Origin of the sequence: Paenibacillus tundrae (genome assembly GCF_030812775.1) — a bacterium.
In the GTDB taxonomy this organism is placed as follows: domain Bacteria; phylum Bacillota; class Bacilli; order Paenibacillales; family Paenibacillaceae; genus Paenibacillus; species Paenibacillus tundrae_A.
Map to the genome: position 1 here is coordinate 207,109 of NZ_JAUSTI010000007.1, position 19,105 is coordinate 226,213.

Below are 19,105 nucleotides of genomic sequence, written 5' to 3' on the forward strand. Positions count from 1 at the left end.
AATTACTTACTCCAATCACTTGATAACATACTATAAGTCACAATGTTCTCATAATGATCGTAAAGCCACTGAGCTTCTCTTGAAATGCCTTCTTCTACAAAACCAATACGTTCTGGAATAGATCGACTTCTTAGATTGGTTTCTGCACATTGAATAATTACGCGATTTAACTTAAACTCAGCAAACAAATAATCTAATAATGCCTTGATCGATGTTGATATAATTCCGCGGCCTTCGAATGACTCTGATAAGAGATACCCAATACTTGTTTCTTTGTTCTTCCAATCAATGTAATGCAGTCCAATCATTCCAACCAACTTCTGGTTGTACCATATTCCTGCATCAAATCCGTTTCTCTCTTCAAGATTTTGAGCCCACATCGCTATAACAGAATCTAAGTCGGATGGGGATTGACGTTTATCAACCCACAGTAGCCATTTTCGGAGATGCGCTCTATTATTATCAATTAATGTGTACAATTCATCCCGATCTCTCGGTTGTATTATATTGATTGAAATTGATTCATTAACTTGAAAAGGAAACATGGTCATCCCCCTACTCCTCCTTAATCAAATTTTCCCACTCTTCAAATGATAGTTTATCTGTTATTGATTTGAACTTTTCAGGTACAGAAACAAAACACATCAACTCCAGACTATTCCCATCAGGATCGTTAAAGTATACGGAGGCATTCCCTTGGTTTGCACGTACAAAAGGTTCAACTGAACTTCTTCTCCCAAAAGGAACAGGTTCAACACCAATCGTTTTTAGCCAATCCATACTATGTTTCAGTTCCTCATAACTTACTCTAAATGCAATATGTCTGATCGAAGGATGATATGGAAGTCGATGTTCCTCTCCTTCCCAAAGACCTAGCCAGCTCTTCTCTTTCTCAATCCAGAAAAAAGCCGTGTCCTCATCTTCCCAGGCAAGCTCCAGTCCTAGTTTTGAATAAAAATCGATTGATCTATTTTTGTTACTTATCGGTAAATGAGCTTCATACAGTCCTAGAATCATTCATTTCAACTCCTTCAACGTTATAACTGCAAATCGCATCTATCAAATGCTTTATTCGCCTGAATCAGCGCAACTGCGTCAGTAATTGCATTCTTCTGAGACTCCGTTAATTTTCCTTCATCCCCCTCAAAATCAAATACGTTGATTTCACCATATTCAATCACTGCATTGCATTCTAGCAAACAATCAATTAACCATCGTAGTCAAAGTCAAGCTCACGAACATAGACTCCTGTTCCCGAGATGTACACGTCTATACGATCCTGCTCACGGGTTACATTTACCAACACTTGTCCATCTTTATCAACTTCTGTACCCTGTTCCACGATGAATTCTATGTTAGTTGCTTCTCGATCAAGATATGTCAAATAATAAGCTCCCATCACACCAGATGCAGTTCCTGTTATCGCATCTTCGATCGTACCTGAGTACGGTGAAGAAAAGTGTCTAGCATGCATCAATGCCTCTTGCTTAACTGTATCTAATCCAAAAGGATGCACAGAAGACCTTGGATTCTCGGCCAAGATCTCTGGGAACATATTATTATTAGACTTCATTCGACTGAAGCTCTCTAAGTTTCTAATAGGCACCAACAACGTCCATGTTCCTGTACTGCCATACACAATTGGCATAGATGGATCGATCTCTTCTTCCATTAAACCCATGCTCTCAGCCAGCTGCTTAACTGACCCTTGAAATGGAACAAACTGAGGATGATCCTGCTTCATCGTTACCATCAGATCGTTATTAATATAATTGAACCTTATAGGTAGGATGCCAACATTCGTTTCAATCGTAACAGCACTTTGGGATGCGCCTATGACACCGCGTGTCTTTAAACAATACATCGAAGCCATCGTTGCATGTCCACATAAGTTGATCTCATGTCCTGGTGTAAAATATCTTAGTCGATAATCCGCATGACTGGATTTTAGAACAAATACGGTCTCATTGAATCCAACAGAACGTGCAATGGATTGCATTGCCTTTTCAGACAAGTGATCCGCGTCCAAAACAACTCCCGCCGGGTTTCCCATATTAGGTTCTGAAGAGAATGCATCATAATGTAAAACTTGTATTGTAGGCATGTCTATTCCCACTTTCAAAGTTTCTTAGATATAGATATTGCTCATCCGATAGAATTACTACCTACATGATAACCCCGATAACACGAATTATGAAAAACCTTTTGAATTCCATAATTATACTTGAGCAGTGCTTTTTCTACCAAATATCATGAGCGCATTTTTCCCATTTGACTCACCAATCTTTCTCCAGCTTCCTGTATGATGGAATGCCTCTTTTAATTCTTGTCCAAGCATTCTATGGCTCCTTGCATAAGATGTGAATAGATAGAAAGCGAGGTGATAAACATGCCTATTCAATTTCTAGATTCACGATTGTCTCTTCATAACACCTTTAGCTCTGGTACTGAAATACTATCAACAACGCCTGTATTAGTAGGCGATATTGGTCTTCAAACGGTTGCAGCTATAGGAACTCCCAATCAAAGTGACGTACGCATTCAACTCTGGGGAACAGTTGGTGTTTCTAGATCTGTTTCAAACGTAGTCAATATTTATGTTGTCCGAGGAGGTACCGGAGCTTTCGGTTCAGGTATCATTATCTTCAATTCTACAATCGACTTATCCTCCGGTCCTGGCAGTAGATTATTTAGTTTTGCTGCTGGTGATTTCCCTCCGGCAATTAATGTTGCAACTGGTCAAATTCGATATACGATGTTTGTTGGAAGCACATCAGTAGATCCTGTAACTGTTATTGGCCCTGTATCCTTTAATGGCTCTGCTCAAGCAGGGACTTCATAAAAAATCTATAGAGAAAGGCGAGAATAGGAACGTCCCAGTCATATGCTGCGTGTTCGGCTGTTCGTTTCATTCTCGCTCTATGGATTGAGAAGAACAGACCAATTGGGGTCTTGATAACGTTTATCAACGACTTCTCTAATGAGAGTAAGCTGCTCAGGAATATGACTCAATCCCTTAATTTCAAAATGATATGGTTGCTTCATCCCACGATCTCCCATACTAATCAATCCTTCACGCCAATTGTCAGGCAAAGTATTCACTAAAAACGATACACCGCGGCGGTCTACTTCGTACTCATTACCTAATACATCGACTGCTTTCCATACATTGTTGTCAAATTCATTTTCTAACTCTGCATAGAAAGAAATGACCATTTCATTTGTGTCTTGTTCTATATCGGATTTCTCAAGAACTGTCCCGTTCAACTCAAAGTGATCATTCAATACTTGATATCCTTTTGGGTCTACTAATTCAGCGGGTTTAAACGCAATCTGGCTTCCATCCAGCTCTGCAACGGAGTAGGCATCTAAGACAAAACGGTAAGGTTCTTCTTCAGGTAAGTACTTAAATGTGTAACTCCAGTGCATTTTCCCATTACCAATGACCATATGATCAGATGTCATCAAACTATCCATAAAACCCTGTTTTCTCGGATTCACAGCATGAATCTCTTCCTTATCCATTGTCTCAAAATGGAAGCTCAGCATCTGGTTTTCCCATAAATCTCCCGGTGATCTAGCCATGGCTTCATCACTAAGCTCTGTCTCCAGTTCTAGACGCACACCCTGTACCATTCTCGTCAGCCGCTTCAACGTCACCGTCATTCCATGTGGTGTTGTATAACTTCCGGACAACTCTTCGATGGTAGTCTTGCTATTTGCCTCTTTCATATCCATATCGAAACTAAAGTTCCAATCCCCTTCAATGGGTGTTTCATTCCGCTGACCTAGTTTCTGAACATTTCCTTCAATGGTAATCCGGTCTGTCTGTAAAGGCTCCCTGAAAAAGGCGACTAAGTAATAAAAATCATTCGTGTATCCCATATCGTACATGGTGTCTACCTTATTTCCTTCACGATCCTTAATCGTAATTTGGTTCTCATTGCCAATGACCAATTTGTCACGATTATGCTTCCCTTTGGGATCAAATAGCTGTAGAGCAATCGTCACCCGTGTCGGATCGGCCACAGCTTCATTGATTACGAGCGTATAACCTTTGTCTTTTACTTTAATATGAGGATTATGAACCAACCCTAACTCTTGTGCTCGCAGTAATCCGATATCCGGGTTATCTTTAGCGAATAAAGATCGGAGCATCTCAGAAAATATCGGCACAGTCGAAACCGAAATCGCACTGAGAAGAACAAAGAAGACAACAGCCGCAGCTAACCATCTCCACCGGTTACTAGGAAATCTCTTCTTCCTCTTCTGTTTAGGTAAAGAAGATAATACATTTTCGACAGCATTCTGAACTGGATCAGGAATGGCTACGTCTTCTGCTTTGGACTTCAACAATGACTTGAGTTCGCGATCAAGTGCATCATGATGATTCATATTTGCCCTCTCCTTTCCCTAGTACAAGCTCAGATAGTTGCTGCCTTGCTCTATACAAACGTGATTTAACTGTCCCTTCGGAAACGTGAAGTAATTTCGCTATTTCCTTGACCGATATGTCCTCAATGTAAAATAACATCACGATAGTCTGAAGCTGTTCACCCAGTTGATCAATCACTTCAAACAATTCGATCTGTTCAAAATCCCCCGTATAGGATGTCTGTCTCGTATCGTATGGAACCGGGCTTACTCGCTGCTTTTTCTTAATAATCCGATTACATTCATTAATCAGAATACGTATAATCCATGTTTTAAAATACGTAGGCTCCTTCAGTGTATGTACATTAGAATACGCTTTGGCGATGGTCTCCTGCATGGCATCGGCACAGTCTTCGTTGTTTTTCACAATAGATCTGGCTATGGCAAATAAGCTTTGCTGAACAGCTCGTATTACATATACAAAAGCTTCCTGGTCTCCTTGCCTTGCAAGTGTCACTTTCTCAGATAAATCCACACATGGCTCCCCTTTCCCTTAGCTTCATCTATTCATTAGATCACCTAAGACTTTATTTGGTTCACGACTCGTGCAAAAAAACTAATATGCTTCTCTATCAGAATGAAAAAGTATACATTGGTAAAGCATTTGCGCATAATAAAATTGTACAACGAAATTCAACTTAAAATGAGGATCGGAGGAATTGTCATTGGAGAAACCAAATACAGCTCTAATTATAGTCGATGTTCAAAAGGCTTTTGATGATCCAAAGTGGGGTGAAAGGAACAATCTATCAGCAGAAGAAAATATCGGTAGAATACTTGGGACATGGAGAGACAAAGGGTGGCACATCATACATATCCAACATACGTCCGACAATCCTCATTCTCAATTTCATCCTACAAATGAAGGTTTCCGTATTAAAGAAGTTGTTACACCGAGCGAAGGGGAAATCGTTCTAACGAAGAAGGTGAATAGTAGTTTTATCAGCACACCTCTAGAAGAACATTTGAGACAAAATCATATCACACATGTTGTAATAACAGGGTTGACCACCCCTCATTGCGTGTCTACAACGACTCGAATGAGCGGTAATTTAGGATTTCATACAACTCTTATCTCAGATGCAGTAGCCGCATTTGGTTTATATGACCAACATGGCACCTATCATACTGCGGAGATCATTCACGAGATCTCGCTTGTAACGCTACATCACGAATTCGCCACGATTCTAACGACAGATGAGTTATTAGACAGCATAGGTCAATAATACACTTTAATCCATTCCGTTCAATGTAAGGATTATCGTATTTTCGCTATAAAACATAAAAGTCGCCTTGAAGGCGACTTTTATGACCACGTATCTGTTAAGTGGAACAGATCTCGTATTAGAATTTGATTTTACCGCCTGATCCACAGCGTTTATTCAAATCGATAGGTCCAGAACACTTCGGTTCCGAAGCGCTTCTGAATTTCCTTATCATTCAGTTCGCTTTTACCGACAAGCTCAGCCGCTTGGAACTGTGAACGGTGTGCGCGGATCGATGCCATTTTCTTCGCAAGTAACGCCTTTACATCCATGAGAACGTCTGGTTTCCCAATAGCCTGCTCATAGTTTTTGGCGAATGCGATACAATGTACAACCGGACGGTTCTGTGCTGGCATTCGGCTAATTGTGCGGATAACAGCAGCACCCGTCGCATCATGATCGGGATGCACACTATAACCTGGATAGAAAGTAATGACGAGCGACGGATTTAACTCATCAATCAGCTCCATAAGCCGGCCATCCAACAGATCCGGGTCTTCAAATTCAATCATTTTATCGTGGAAACCTAGCATTCTTAAGTCTTGGATACCAATCGCGTGGGCGGATTCAATCAATTCCTGCTTACGGATGGCTGGTAACGTTACTCGATTGGCAAATGGCGGGATTCCCATATTACGTCCCATTTCCCCAAGGGTTAGGCAAGCATACGTGACGTGAGCACCGTCTTCTATGTATTTAGCCAACGTTCCCGAAACTCCGAATGCCTCATCATCTGGATGAGGGAATACAACTAAAATGCGCTGATGTTTGTATTGTTCATTATTCATGCTTGCTCCTCCACTTCCATCAGAACATTTCTCTGCTGAGTTGTAACGCTACAACTAACTTTCCTTGAGTATCATGTCCAGCCAAAATTAAGCGATCCTTGTCCTGCTCATCAACATGTGTAAGGCCTTCAGCATAGATCCATCCCTGAGTTGTCTTTAAGCCAACTCGGTATGGACTCGTCGCGGAGATAGATCCCTGCGTATATCGAATGACCGCATTGGAAATAAATGCCGACGCCGGATGTCTTGTGCTGTCCAAGTGCTGAGCATACGCACCTGTCGTTAATTCAAGGTGTACGTATACATCTTGATCAGCAAGTTCGCTGATTCTATTTTGAATGTCTTGAGGCTGTATCGGCTCCATATTGGCCTCCTTATTTAATATAAATGATAGTACAAATTCCATTTTAACATATGTTGCGCGAGAATATACATAAAATGACGTAGAACCCTGATGTGACTCTGTCTGACGCATCATCAGTCTGTATGATTCGCTTCAATCAGATAAACTCTATCATTAGCGTCAGTTAACTCGGGCATCTCGCTAGCTATTGCTGGGAGTTCCGCTATAGGCTCACCTTTGATATACAACTCAAGCGCTTCTTTTGCCATATACAAAGCTTCATCTAGTGTATAACCACACGTCAAACATCCAGGCAGTTCAGGAAAGGTAACATTAATTCCATCAGCGGCAAAATTGAATATCGCATAAGCTCTGTATGCTCTCATTAAGGGTATACCAGCCTCTCGACCTCGACTGCATCATCCGCGCCCTCAACCCACATGTAGTTCCGTGTTCGATCTTTGTAGATCCTTACTTTAGGTGATAGCGAGTAAGATGGTATTGAATAAAATCTAGGTTCAACCTGTCTCCAATATTCACCATTACTCAAAGCATAAATATTACCTATTTTGTATCCATCAAAGTACTGCATCTCAGTTTCGATATAATCACTGACTTGAGTACGTAGATACTCTAGATATTTAGGCACAGTTTGACTAGTACCCTGAGCGCTTAATTGGTCATATGGTACGTTAACGTCAATGAATCCTTCAGTTTCTTCTGCCACAGTAGTCGGATGGAAACGGACGACAATCCCTTTATTGTAGTAATAAAATTCAGACACATAATATGACGGAATTTCATAAATACGCTTCTCCATAATCTGAACACCTTTATCATACTTCAACTGAAGACTCTGAGAAATGATCGACATCAGATTAGCTCTTTTGAATTCTGTATCAACAATATCGTTTAGGGTCATACGTTTACCTGTTGTAAGATCAAAATTGTACGTCGAGGATATGTAGGTTCCTACGTTATCATCTGTGTAATTTATCCCATCTGTATACACGATAGACAGTAATTTTTGGTTATTGTACATCGTTTTAACACTTGTTTTAGACCAGGCTGAGCTATTGTGCTGTTGCATTGCACGGTTTGTCTGAACTACTTTTACCGTATGGTCCTTTAAAACTGTATTGATCGACTTCGTGATTGCTAGGTTGCCACCGCTAATCTGAATATAAGGCTGACCTTTGTACATATGTACCGCTGTTTTAATTGTTGTAACAGACTTAGCCGCTTCTGTTAGAGCTGGTGGAGAAAATCCATAGATGACACAAATGCATAATAATACTACACTTATTCTTCTCACTTCACACCTCAACTTCGTTCGATATATCATGCAAGAATTCACGTTGCTATTTAGATCATTCGAGTCCAACATGCGGAATACTTACTCGGTGACAAAAACCTCTTTACGATCATAAGTAGAATCATTCGCTAGCTTCAGCATAAAGTCAGCCAAATTAGATCGTGACATTTTCAACTTACGTGACTTATCAGGTTGAATGTACACCTCATGCACATACTTCCCTGAATATGGCTCTACAGTTAGAATCGGCGGCTGTACCAGCACCCAGTTTAGACTACTTTGTTTGATTAGCGCGTCCTTCTCTCGATGGTCATGAAGCAAATTTCTCATCACATTAGGGACAATGAGCTTATACAACAAACCTAACTGACCAGCATCTGATCGCACACCAGCGAAGGAGATATGGATGAACTTGCCTACATCGTTCTGCTCGGATGCTCTGACCATATGATGCATGGCTTGAATGAGTAAGGGTTCACGTTTAAACATACCTTTGGAGCCTATCGCTGAATAAGCTACATCATAATGTCGGGCTTTAAGCAATCTGTCAATATCTTCCATATTCGTGATCTCTCCGGTATGGACATGAAGATTGGGATGAGTCATGTTAAGCTTAGACGGATTGCGGACAAACGCGGTAACCTGATGCCCATTCTTCAGTGCTCCTGCTACGATATCGCGGCCGGTTTTGCCAGTGGCTCCAAAAACAATAATGTTCATAACCTTACTCCTGTCGCTGCAAAATAACTACCTTCTATCCTCTTCAATCTCAACGTGGTCTCATTATCTTCTTAACTAATATGTTATTCAATCACTGCCCTATCCTTCAATAATATCAGCGCGCAGATCTGTTGCAATCTCAATCATCTTGGGAACGACAGCTTCATTGGAGATTGCCACATACAGGTCTCCCGAGAATAATCGAAATGGAATTTCGTTCCCCTCATGTGACCACATGAAAAAATCTCCGTCAATCGACATGATACTCTCAGGCCCTTTTACATGTAAAACGGCAGAGTACGCAAAGTCATCTTTGTTCGCGAAATACTGCTTACATTCCTCCAAAGTGATCTCTTGTTGCGCGTTATTCTCCTGCATGGTTCTTGTAATACGATATCGTTGATTCATCCGTAGACCTCCAATATATAGCTATCTTATCAGGGAGTTACCCCTAACCTTTTCTCACAACACAACATTTTCTCATTCTCTGAATCTAATGTCAAAAAAACGACTGCTTAAGCCAGAGTTCTGACCCATGCAGCCGTGTTTGCTAAGCGAGCTTATCATTTTCTTAGAAATACGTGTATTTAAAATCAATTTGGCTGATCTTCCAGCGATGATCCACATACTCCAACTCCATCGTCCGAGTGACCCAGGTGTGGAGCGCAAAGTAAGAGAGCTGAGTCATGACAGCTTCGGAATGGTAGATATTCGGATAGGTGACTGCACTTTGATGTTTAGAATCAAATTGGATTCGAAAAGGCAAACCTTTATTCCATAGGATCTTACCTAACAATTTATCCGTAAAATAAGGTTTAAGATGTACTTTAGCATATTTCACATCTGTAATCACAGCAGCCTCATTAGCTGCCTTGGACAGCATATCAATCTGTTTGTCAGTCAGATCGGGAATCCGTTTAATTTCCGTGTATATTAATATCGTTCGATCTTCCCATAGCACTTCCGCTACTTTGAAGGACGAATTCCAACTAACATTGGCTCCGAACACATCACTCAGAAATTTCAAAGGAACATAGGTAGCCCCGTTGTATACCTGAGCAGGCACTTCAAGCGTAAGCTTCTGATCATTCAAGCTCACTTCGTTAGAATTTATTTTCATGCGGATCGTAGTATCCTCGCCAAGTATAGTAACTATCTTCGCTTCTTGATCCCAATGTACCTGATACCCGAAATGGGTAGAAATCACCTTAATTGGAATTAACGTTCTGCCACTAATAATCTTGCCGTTATCTACGATGAAAGGCGTTTCTTTCAACTCAGATGCTGAAACGGCTGCTGAGAATCCAACGGTATGAATGAATAGAAAGATGATAAGTACTGAAAGAATTTTGTTCATAATGTCTGCTCTCCCAATGATGTAATATGTAGGTCTAGAATTATATATAGCCGCTGGTTTAAATACAATTTCTATATATTGGTACAATCTTCGTAGCTAAATATGGACAAATAAAAACCGCAGCACTGAATACCCCAGAACTGCGGTTTTGTTCCTTACATCACATTTAAGCGAGCAAGAATGGAGATTAAGTTTTAGTAATATACGTTTCATATATAACACTAAATATGAGTGTAGATATAAATGGCGATATAGCTAGTACAAATCTAGTTTCATAAAATGCACTATGCACAAGGTAAAACAAAACACTTACGATCCCGGCGATCATAACATCGTACACGATGACATTCGAAGTGTGTATTTTCTTAGGTAATCGTTCTCTGAACCAAACTAGCACTGTGGTGAGCAATACGAATACGATAAACACGGGTATGCTGATATAGGCCAGATAAAATAGGATGCTGGCTCGGTCACTCATATCCACGCCGGCTTGAGAATCTGTGAACATAAATCCACCATATATGCCAACAGCGATTAGCGTGATGATCACATTAGATAGTAGAAAACGTGAAAAAGATGGTGTGAACTCACTGGTTCGATTCAATACTTGTACCCACCTTTATTGCGCTCGGAGAGTTTATTTCAGAGCTGCCGGTAATTTGACGCCGAGTATCTTGCCTTCCGTCTGAATGATGAGCATCCCGTCCGTTTTTAACGTTTTATGATGAAGATCTCCCCCAGTCGCCACTCGGAACAGAGGCTTTGCTGACATCATATCGATGCCAAGTAAGGTACCATTGCGCTGTGCTCGATACATGCCTTTACCATAGACATCAATCTGGGAGATAGGTGCATCTCCTAACCATTTCACCTCTTGACCATTAGCCAGCTTAATGCCTGTCAGTTCCCCTGTCGTATAGTTCTTATAGATCAGGCGTTCTTGAACGATGCCGATCAACGCTAGATTCTCACCATGAGGCCGCTGTAGTGTTCGCAGGGGAGAACTTCCTTTTTTATAGGTGTTTAGCGAATACTCTGCTATCTTATCCCCTTGTTCAATATATAGTTTATCTTGGTTCGCAAATATACTGCCTCGACCACTGGCATACGGTGGTTCTCCAGCCATTTTCCATGAATACTCCTGACTGCCTTTCAACACACCCGTCTTCAGATTGTACACGTTAACCTTCAAGTTTCGATTAGGAGTTGAATCGTATTCTTCCAGCATTGGTGAATAATAGTCGATTGAAAATACAAGACCATTTTTAATTTGCAGAGCTTCCCCTTGACCAAATTCACCACATAGCTTCTTGCCTGTTTTCTTGTCATACGCATTAAGCTGAATCGATGAAAGTGCACCTTGTACATTGAAAGTTCGCAGTACAACCCCATCAGACTCCTCTAGATACGTAGTGCCGTTCCCTTCACCCAACGGTTCATTCGCCTTCCAGCGTAGCTTGCCTGTTTTCATATCAAACGCAAAAGTTGTACTTCCATTAATCACATAGAATGTATCCGTCTTAGGAATTAAGGCTTCGGTACGCAGCATTGCATCTATACTCGTGGTGGTGCCAGACTGCCACTTTACCTTACCGGTCTTAGCAGTCAGTGCGTAAGGTTTGTGATCGGCACTTAATCCGTAGAGAGTCCCATCCTTGTAGGTGATAAATGGTGTTAGCTTTTGGCCGTACGTCCACAGCTGTTTCCCCGTTTTGGCATCGAGTGCAGCCAACTTCGATCCCACAAATGTAAACACCTTACCCTCTTCAGCAATAGCACTACCTTCTAAGTAAGTTTCGTTCATCTTAAGGTAATTATCTACTTGGGCACTCCATGTTGCTTTAACCTCAGGTATGGAGTAGCTATTATAAGAATGCCAGTTGCGCACTGAAATATCAGAAGCTTCTGCATGGGCTTGAGTTGGTAGTGCGCCGAGTACACCATAAGCGGCAAACATAGCAGCCGTTACACCAGCAATGACTGGCTTAATTAATTTCGTTTGGCGAGTTGAATTCATGTGATGAGTTTGTTGGTTGGACATGATAGATATACCTCCTAGTCTACATACTTCCATATATGACCACATAAACATAACGAGATGATTAGTGATAAAGTTGCAATTTTTGTAATTAACAAATGAAAATCTAAAAAAAGCCACCATTAGGTGACTTCTTGAATTCATAAGTTGTTTATACGTTTTTCTTTGGACCCTCCGTAGTTCTCCGCTTATAAAAAATGCCTTGTAATGCTAATTGAACGAAAAGAAAAATCATTGCGCCAATAATTGAAATGGTACTGAAAAATAAGATGGATTCCACTCTACGAAAGAAGATTGAGGTGATTATTCCACTAACCACACCAAGCAATAGATAAGCGATCACGAACGTTAATAATCCTTTTACACCTTTAGAGTGAAATTTACTAAATATCATTGCATCGATCAATGGAGAGACCATCAAGCCTAATATGATAAACACAAAGAATAACGGAACGACTTGGATCGCAAATATTCCACCGAAGGAGTAATAGCCTATGTCAGAGATTCGATCAGATTCGGGTGTATAGGCTCTCCAAGATCCATATAAACTCAAGATCAGCGTTGAGACGAATACCGCTATCATCTTCATTCCAATATATCGGTAATTCTTCGCATACATATATCCCTCACCTCCACACTAGATCATCCTCAGTTATCTGTATAAATCCCCTACTCTTTCTCCGTACACAACATGCAAATATAGATGTTATGAATCCTGATACTGTCCTAGTGATTCTGTTAGTACTTCTTACTTACTCGATCTTACAGTTAATAAACTCAAAATCACGTATCCAAAAACTTGGATCGTAAATAGAATAGGAACAAATTCTATTAATATACCTCGTCCCGAGCTTATATCCGTCATGAGATCTCTCAGAATCTGGTCAGGTTGATATACTAGATCCCAACTGTACCATTGATTGAATCGCCCAATATATATGCCTACACTACTCCCTACAGCAAGATGACCTTTATAGCCGTACCAAAAGATGTTTTTACCATCACTATTTTTCTTCACTCCCCACTGAGGGGCAAGTGGCAATGCATCTCTTAACACAGGATAGGCTTCTGAAAGCATAAAACCACAATCTGGGCGGAACAAGATGTCGTTTTGAAGTCGCTTGATTAAATCTTTGATCGTAGGAATACGTTCCAGGACTCTAACGATGAGAGAATAGAACATCGCACGGTAGTTCACTTCAATCGGCGCACCCAAGTGAGAGATTTTACGCACCAACGTAAAATTGGAGTGATATCCACAGTAGAAAAAATCTCACGAAAACGATCTTTTTACTCCAATTGATACAGCTCTTGCAAGGTAAACAGGCTCTCGTGTCGAATATATGGCATAGGGAGTTCTCCTTTCTTCTTGGTGTTTTGGTCGTACTTAACACTTTCGAGATTTGGGGAGGTACTCCTTTTTCTATGCCTCAAGAAGCTAGTCGTGGCAAGGTATTATATTTATGATATTGATTCAATGTAAATGAACTCGAAAATTAAAGATCCTATACGATGCAGTCTCCCATTCACCAATAAAAGCCGGTTCATACCTTGATTAGGTACTAAACCAGTTACATGGGCTTCACGAAGAGGAGCAATACTGCTCTTGCATCTGCGGGTACATTGACCCCTACATCACCTGTAAACTCAATGTACATTTAAATCCCCAGAAGTAATATTTGGTTGAATCACAGTACACTAAATATATTTTACAGACTATACTTCAGGAAGGAGTGCTCTGTTTTTTTATATAATAAGCTTCCAGTGCTTCTGTAATGGTCTCCATTTTGATAGGTTTACTAATATAGTCATCCATACCTGCCTGCAAGTACCTCTCCTGATCTCCTCTTAGGGCATTTGCAGTCACCGCAATAATATAAGGACTTTTTTCAGGAGATAGGGATCGCTTGATTACTTTTGTCGCCTCAAGTCCATCCAGTCTTGGCATGTTCACATCCATAAAAACAATATCGTATGCATTTCGCATAACAGCTTCAACAGCTGCCTCACCGTCTATCACATGATCTATACAGTGTCCCTTCTTTTCAATCATTCTGCTGAGGACAAGCTGATTCATCTCATTGTCTTCAGCAACCAGAATATGAAGAGGTGTACTCTGAATCATTTGTAGAGGATGCTCAGCACATGTAGCATCTTCATTGTCATTATTGTTTAGTTTGAGAGAGGCAGTAAATATAAAGGTTGTGCCAGGTTCATTTGAGTCCTCAATCCATATGTCCCCATGCATAAGTTGTATCAGTTTTTTGCTGATCGCCAGCCCCAGTCCCGTTCCTTGTGGTTTACGAGTCATAAAGTTCTCCAACTGGTAAAAAGGCTCAAACAATTGCTGTCTTTTTTCTGCTGGAATCCCCACTCCCGTATCTTTAACTTTAAAGTGAAGAGACACGTCCTCCTCAAATTGATCTTTAACTCCGACACTGACATCAACGCTGCCTTCCGGAGTAAATTTCACTGCATTACCAATAATATTGATAAGGACTTGTTTTAAACGAGAAGCATCCCCATACACCAGAGTGGGAATCGCGTAATCCAAATGCAGGCGAATGTCCAGCTTCTTTTCACGAACTAATGGTTTTACAATCTGGAGAGTTTCTGTCACGATTTCTTTGAGATCGAAAGGATCGTTTTTAAGTTCAGTTTTTCCAGACTCGATCTTGGAAAAATCAAGGATATCATTAATAATAGCCAGCAGGGAGTCTCCACTTTTTTTAATAATATGGATATATTCCTCTTGTTCCGGGCTAAGCCCCGGAGTATCCAGAAGAAGATCTGTCATACCGATTACACCGTTCATAGGTGTACGAATCTCATGGCTCATCATCGCCAAGAACTCACTTTTCGCCTTATTCATCCTCTCGGCTGTTTCCTTAGCGATCAGCAAATTTTTCTGTTCCGTGATGTCCTTGGCAATTAGATAGAAACCGACATTGGTATTGTTAATAATAATTGGGGCAAGGGTTGTCAAGACTTCGGTATCATGGCCATCCCTGTGTCGAACAGTGTTCATTTTCTTCTCGGCCAATTCATAATGACTACGCAGAATCAGACCCAGGTTACTATCCCCAATAAATCTCCCTATGCTTGTACTAACCATTTCAGGTACTCGGTAGCCTGTCATCTTCACCGCTGCAGGATTGGCATTAATAATATTCCCTTCCATGTCAAACGAGATAATGGCGTCATGATTATATTTCTTAAGTGAAGTGTAGCGCTCAATAGACTCCTGAAGCTTGAATTCAATCCGTTTTTGTTCCGTAATATCCTGCAGTACACCGTGTAACTCAACGGGATGGTGTTGTTTGTCATAGGTGATTATCCCACGCAAGTGGATATATTTCACCTTATCTTCTGACTGTACATATTTAAATTCAAAAACAAGAGGCCGCCCTTGCTCTGTGCCTTGGATTTTTTCTTGCAAAGATGCTACATCTGCAGAACTCATTACCTTGTAAACATCCTTTGCCCTATAACGTTTGTGCATTCGTGCAAGCTCAAAAATTTCAAGTACCTGATCTGAAATAGTAATCTGATTATTTATGATATCCCATTTCCAACTACCAATCTTTGCAATACGTTCAGCCTCTGCGCTGATGACTTCATTTATTTTCCCTTCGGATATTTCTCGTCCAATTGCAATAATCTGTTGTTCGCGTCCGACTTGCTTAATCTTTTTGAGAGTCGTTTCAAACCATATATAATAGCCATTTTTATGGTGAATCCTGAGATTCATTTCATGACTTGAGTTCATCTCAATTTGGCGGAGAGACTCCAGATCCTGTGGGTGAACTAAAGATTTATGATGGCTAATGACCTCTTCTGGCGAATAGCCTAGTAAATGTTGAGCGGAAGGTGAGCAGTATTGACCTTCACCCTTTTCATTGGTAATGAAGATAACTTCTTGGGAATTTTCGAAAATCAGTTCAAGTATCTTCTCACTGCGCGAAAGTTTCCGCTCATACAATTTACGGTCAGTTATATCCATGATATGGAAAATGAAGTAAACAGGTTCAAACGTTATTTCGTCGCTAACTAAGGTTACATGAAATGAACACCATAAAACTTCACCATTCTTTTTTATATATCGCTTTTCATAAACGCACTCTTTTGATTTGCTTTCAAACATCCCTGCTTCATAGAGTAAATCCTTGGAGCAATCCTCCGGATGCATTAAATCCCGGTAGCTGAGTTTCATCAATTCTTCACCAGTAAAGCCGGTCATACGACAAAAAGCAGGATTCACTTTCATCCATTGCCCCGTCGGAGCTGCGAGCGCGATTCCAATCGGTGTGTAGTTGTATATTTGCTCGAATAGTTCATGATGATTAACCTTTTGAACCTGCATTGAAAGCTCTCCTTTACGCATATTTCTATTATGTCGCTTTCATTCTCCCAAAAACATTATACTTTGTAAACTATTTCAGTATGAGACAACTAATATCTGGAAATTTATTCAGTCTGATCCCTTCTGGCAATCGAACAAGTTCTCGTCCCTCTCTTTTCAGAGATTTTGCCTACAGAGAGCGATTTGTCTATTATCTCATCACATTAGTTCTGCCATTATATTATCTAGGTAACAATCTAATCCGCAATGATCCCATTGCTGCGTAGTAACGATTTCTTCCCTACCGTCTTTCTTGAAGACATAACTTGATCCCTCCTGCTGACTATATACCCACCCTTCTCGATCCATGAGTTACTTTAACAGTTCCTGCGGATCCCCCTTTTCTTTCCGTGAGATAGCAATCTCGACCGGGCATATCGCATCTATTCAAACAATAGATTTACCGGTTGATTCTAAACGATATATAGTTACCGGAAAATTCAAGCTTTTTAAGGGCTTCTTGGCGATACTGACGTTCGTACACAAATCCGTTAACTCGTGTAAGATGGAACGACCTGTTCTTCCTTGAGGATCTTGGCTTAATGCTTCAACATCATTGTCTTCAAAGCGTAGTCTCGATCCATGAAACAGAAGTACATTTGGAGACCTCACCGGTGCCCTATAAACAGGCTTGTCCTCTCTGCCACTCCGAAGAAGCGGTAAAGCGAGACGGCCGTAATAAGCCACGTAAGATTCGTCATGTCAGCATCTTTGGTAAAAAGTGTTTTCTGCACATTCCCTCCCTACGCTTGGCTTGTTCGCGGTGCAATATTGGTTTTGTTTGGTCGTATTCGTGTGTGGGCTCCAAGGAACAATAAGGTCGCGCTTTTCGCTCGCAGACTGTAAATCAGGCGCTGGGCTCCACAGCAGCACATTGTGCCAGAATACAAGAAGCTCCGTCGAGTACGGTTCAGCGCATGCATCAGGAAGCACTTCCTGCAGAGAGCGAGCGTTTGCTCCAGCAAGCGTGGATTCAAGCGAGTAACCAGACAGATCTGGTGCTCGGAATCGACGATTTTGCAATTAAAAAGGGACACACATACAACACCGGTATTCACGATCTTCGAGGGAAACCATGCTAGACCTGTTTTTAGGGAGAAGGCTGGATGCGCTACGCACGTATGCCGATCAGCATCCTGAGTTTCTAAACCTCAATCCCAAGGCTGTCGTCATGGATCTAGCTCAAGCGTATCACACCTGGATCAGCTTTCCGTTAAGAAAGGAGAAATCTATGGATTCCTGGGGTTGAACGGTGTAGGGAAAACAACCACCATCCGAGCTCTTCTCGGAATGAGTAAGCCTTCTTCCGGAAAAGTGTATCTGTTTGTCAGCGCTGGGGGATGGGAATCCAGATTTGTCATGACGAGTAGGTTATATGGTCAAAATTCCTTATGCCTACCCTACCTTAATGGCTTCTCGAATCGGCATTATTCACAAAGGCGTATTGTTTGAAGAACTGACAACAAAAGACTTTGAAACCATCCGCCGAAAGCAGATGATGATCGAAACGAAGGATGATCGGAAGGCTCAAGCTATTCTTTCAGACTCCGGGTATGCGTTACATTCGACTTCGAATAACGGCTTTTCGCTACCGGATGATCAGCATTCCGAACATATTGCGAGATTGCTTGCTCATTATGAAGTACCGCTCACCATACTTAAAATTGAAGTAGAGAACTTGGAACATTATTTTCTCAATGTAATAAAACCAGATTGAGACCATTGTTGAGATTAGTCTTCTTATTTTGAACGGACTGCGTTTTTGTATGCATCTGTGTTTGAGTGGCTGGGGTTTGGATTGGTAACGAGTTGGACATTTGGCCGCGAGTATTCCGATCTAACGCTCAAGGATATGCTCGTTTTGCCTGTTTTACGTGGTAAAATCGCGATTGCCAAATATGTCGCAATTATATTCTGGTGTTTTATAATGATGTTGATCAGCTTTGCTTATGCATTAACACTTGGTTTTTCAATCGGACTTCCTGGCTTTTCGTTTGCGATTGTACAACATTATTTGTTCTTAATACTTTATAATTGGTACTCTCCACGTATTATTAAGTGCACCTCGTGCCCTGTTTGTCTGTATATCGCGTGGTTATTTGGTGCCGATCAGCTTTGCATTTACAACTTTAATGTTGGCATCGGTGTTCGGCCCTACTGCCATAGGAGCTTATCTGTCTTGGCTTGTACCTGCTTTACATTTGCAGGAAAGCGGAATATTCTTTATTTCCCTTGTTGGGTACTAGTTATTTACTAGTTTGCTTAATCGGACTCCTAGGTATCATAAAGCAGCCAATCATCTTGATCAGCTGCTTCTTTGAAATATTGGGCTATCATTTCCCGTGAGTTGAATGATAGTCCTCAAGGAATCATTTGAATCGGTTACGTGAGCTGCACAATTCTTACATTCAATTATTGTGTTTGGTTCGATCCATGATAATTG

At 41.0% G+C, this 19,105-nt stretch carries 24 protein-coding genes and 2 pseudogenes; 6 read left to right on the forward strand and 20 right to left on the reverse strand.

All coding sequences use genetic code 11. From position 1 onward, the window contains the following. Positions 1–2 precede the first annotated feature (2 nt). From J2T19_RS14580 to J2T19_RS14595, 4 genes are read right to left on the reverse strand one after another with little or no spacing between them, the layout of a single operon-like run. Positions 3–551 carry a GNAT family N-acetyltransferase gene (locus J2T19_RS14580; RefSeq protein ID WP_307216882.1) on the reverse strand — a complete coding sequence of 183 codons (549 nt, stop codon included), beginning with the start codon at positions 549–551 and terminating at the stop codon, positions 3–5. 4 nt (positions 552–555) lie between these two features. Further along, positions 556–1,017: a VOC family protein gene (locus J2T19_RS14585; protein WP_307216884.1), complete on the reverse strand. Its 462-nt coding sequence runs from the start codon at positions 1,015–1,017 to the stop codon at positions 556–558. Positions 1,018–1,037: 20 nt separating this feature from the next. Further along, a complete protein-coding gene (locus J2T19_RS14590) occupies positions 1,038–1,181 on the reverse strand; it encodes a hypothetical protein (protein ID WP_307216886.1) in 144 nt (47 codons plus the stop codon). Between the two features lie 26 nt (positions 1,182–1,207). Beyond that, the gene (locus J2T19_RS14595) at positions 1,208–2,104 is read right to left on the reverse strand and encodes a PhzF family phenazine biosynthesis isomerase (RefSeq protein WP_307216887.1); all 897 of its coding nucleotides are present in this window, start codon (positions 2,102–2,104) and stop codon (positions 1,208–1,210) included. 285 nt (positions 2,105–2,389) lie between these two features. Between J2T19_RS14595 and J2T19_RS14600 the strand changes: the two genes are divergently transcribed. Continuing rightward, entirely contained in the window at positions 2,390–2,842 is a 453-nt protein-coding gene (locus tag J2T19_RS14600) for a hypothetical protein (protein ID WP_307216890.1), read from the forward strand. A 77-nt stretch (positions 2,843–2,919) separates the two neighbouring features. On the opposite strand, the gene J2T19_RS14605 is transcribed toward J2T19_RS14600, so the two are convergent. Beyond that, complete coding sequence (locus tag J2T19_RS14605; protein ID WP_307216892.1) at positions 2,920–4,395, reverse strand: DUF4179 domain-containing protein; 1,476 nt, start codon at positions 4,393–4,395, stop codon at positions 2,920–2,922. Beyond that, the gene (locus J2T19_RS14610) at positions 4,382–4,909 is read right to left on the reverse strand and encodes an RNA polymerase sigma factor (protein ID WP_307216894.1); all 528 of its coding nucleotides are present in this window, start codon (positions 4,907–4,909) and stop codon (positions 4,382–4,384) included. Before J2T19_RS14610 ends, J2T19_RS14605 begins: the two co-directional genes overlap by 14 nt. A 190-nt stretch (positions 4,910–5,099) precedes the next feature. On the opposite strand from J2T19_RS14610, the gene J2T19_RS14615 reads away from it, so the two are divergent. Next, positions 5,100–5,660 (forward strand): cysteine hydrolase family protein, encoded by a 561-nt coding sequence (locus J2T19_RS14615; protein WP_307216896.1) that lies wholly within the window; start codon positions 5,100–5,102, stop codon positions 5,658–5,660. 152 nt (positions 5,661–5,812) lie between these two features. On the opposite strand, the gene bshB2 is transcribed toward J2T19_RS14615, so the two are convergent. From bshB2 to J2T19_RS14685, 14 genes and pseudogenes are all read right to left on the reverse strand, one after another. After that, complete coding sequence (bshB2, locus tag J2T19_RS14620) at positions 5,813–6,487, reverse strand: bacillithiol biosynthesis deacetylase BshB2 (RefSeq protein WP_307216897.1); 675 nt, start codon at positions 6,485–6,487, stop codon at positions 5,813–5,815. Positions 6,488–6,506: 19 nt separating this feature from the next. Further along, positions 6,507–6,851: a YojF family protein gene (locus J2T19_RS14625; protein ID WP_056691728.1), complete on the reverse strand. Its 345-nt coding sequence runs from the start codon at positions 6,849–6,851 to the stop codon at positions 6,507–6,509. Between the two features lie 113 nt (positions 6,852–6,964). Then, positions 6,965–7,216: a type II toxin-antitoxin system HicB family antitoxin gene (locus J2T19_RS14630; protein WP_307216900.1), complete on the reverse strand. Its 252-nt coding sequence runs from the start codon at positions 7,214–7,216 to the stop codon at positions 6,965–6,967. Next, complete coding sequence (locus J2T19_RS14635) at positions 7,216–8,175, reverse strand: hypothetical protein (protein ID WP_307216901.1); 960 nt, start codon at positions 8,173–8,175, stop codon at positions 7,216–7,218. Before J2T19_RS14635 ends, J2T19_RS14630 begins: the two co-directional genes overlap by 1 nt. A 51-nt stretch (positions 8,176–8,226) precedes the next feature. Then, a complete protein-coding gene (locus J2T19_RS14640; RefSeq protein WP_307216902.1) occupies positions 8,227–8,865 on the reverse strand; it encodes an NAD(P)-dependent oxidoreductase in 639 nt (212 codons plus the stop codon). 99 nt (positions 8,866–8,964) lie between these two features. Next, on the reverse strand, positions 8,965–9,273 hold the full coding sequence (locus J2T19_RS14645; protein WP_307216903.1) for a hypothetical protein: 309 nt from the start codon (positions 9,271–9,273) through the stop codon (positions 8,965–8,967). Positions 9,274–9,436: 163 nt separating this feature from the next. Beyond that, entirely contained in the window at positions 9,437–10,222 is a 786-nt protein-coding gene (locus tag J2T19_RS14650; protein WP_307216904.1) for a copper amine oxidase N-terminal domain-containing protein, read from the reverse strand. A gap of 187 nt (positions 10,223–10,409) precedes the next feature. Next, a complete protein-coding gene (locus J2T19_RS14655) occupies positions 10,410–10,826 on the reverse strand; it encodes a hypothetical protein (RefSeq protein ID WP_307216905.1) in 417 nt (138 codons plus the stop codon). Between the two features lie 33 nt (positions 10,827–10,859). After that, positions 10,860–12,263: an outer membrane protein assembly factor BamB family protein gene (locus J2T19_RS14660; RefSeq protein ID WP_307216906.1), complete on the reverse strand. Its 1,404-nt coding sequence runs from the start codon at positions 12,261–12,263 to the stop codon at positions 10,860–10,862. Between the two features lie 148 nt (positions 12,264–12,411). Then, positions 12,412–12,879 carry a hypothetical protein gene (locus J2T19_RS14665; RefSeq protein WP_307216907.1) on the reverse strand — a complete coding sequence of 156 codons (468 nt, stop codon included), beginning with the start codon at positions 12,877–12,879 and terminating at the stop codon, positions 12,412–12,414. 129 nt (positions 12,880–13,008) lie between these two features. Next, entirely contained in the window at positions 13,009–13,338 is a 330-nt protein-coding gene (locus J2T19_RS28240) for a DUF1361 domain-containing protein (protein ID WP_503128757.1), read from the reverse strand. After that, positions 13,318–13,610 (reverse strand): annotated as a pseudogene (locus tag J2T19_RS14675) (transposase); the annotation flags it as partial. The pseudogene J2T19_RS14675 and the gene J2T19_RS28240, both read right to left, overlap by 21 nt. Positions 13,611–13,983: 373 nt before the next feature. Further along, a complete protein-coding gene (locus tag J2T19_RS14680) occupies positions 13,984–16,644 on the reverse strand; it encodes a PAS domain S-box protein (RefSeq protein WP_307216909.1) in 2,661 nt (886 codons plus the stop codon). 177 nt (positions 16,645–16,821) lie between these two features. Beyond that, on the reverse strand, positions 16,822–16,971 hold the full coding sequence (locus J2T19_RS14685) for a hypothetical protein (RefSeq protein WP_307216911.1): 150 nt from the start codon (positions 16,969–16,971) through the stop codon (positions 16,822–16,824). Positions 16,972–17,204: 233 nt separating this feature from the next. On the opposite strand from J2T19_RS14685, the pseudogene J2T19_RS28215 reads away from it, so the two are divergent. From J2T19_RS28215 to J2T19_RS14710, 4 genes and pseudogenes are all read left to right on the forward strand, one after another. Then, positions 17,205–17,869: pseudogene (locus J2T19_RS28215) on the forward strand (transposase); the annotation flags it as partial. Between the two features lie 38 nt (positions 17,870–17,907). Then, positions 17,908–18,114 carry a hypothetical protein gene (locus J2T19_RS14700; protein ID WP_307216916.1) on the forward strand — a complete coding sequence of 69 codons (207 nt, stop codon included), beginning with the start codon at positions 17,908–17,910 and terminating at the stop codon, positions 18,112–18,114. Beyond that, positions 18,038–18,379, forward strand: a complete 342-nt coding sequence (locus tag J2T19_RS14705) for a hypothetical protein (protein WP_307216917.1) — start codon at positions 18,038–18,040, stop codon at positions 18,377–18,379. Before J2T19_RS14700 ends, J2T19_RS14705 begins: the two co-directional genes overlap by 77 nt. Positions 18,380–18,436: 57 nt before the next feature. Continuing rightward, positions 18,437–18,919 (forward strand): ABC transporter permease, encoded by a 483-nt coding sequence (locus tag J2T19_RS14710; RefSeq protein ID WP_307217125.1) that lies wholly within the window; start codon positions 18,437–18,439, stop codon positions 18,917–18,919. Positions 18,920–19,105 lie beyond the last annotated feature (186 nt).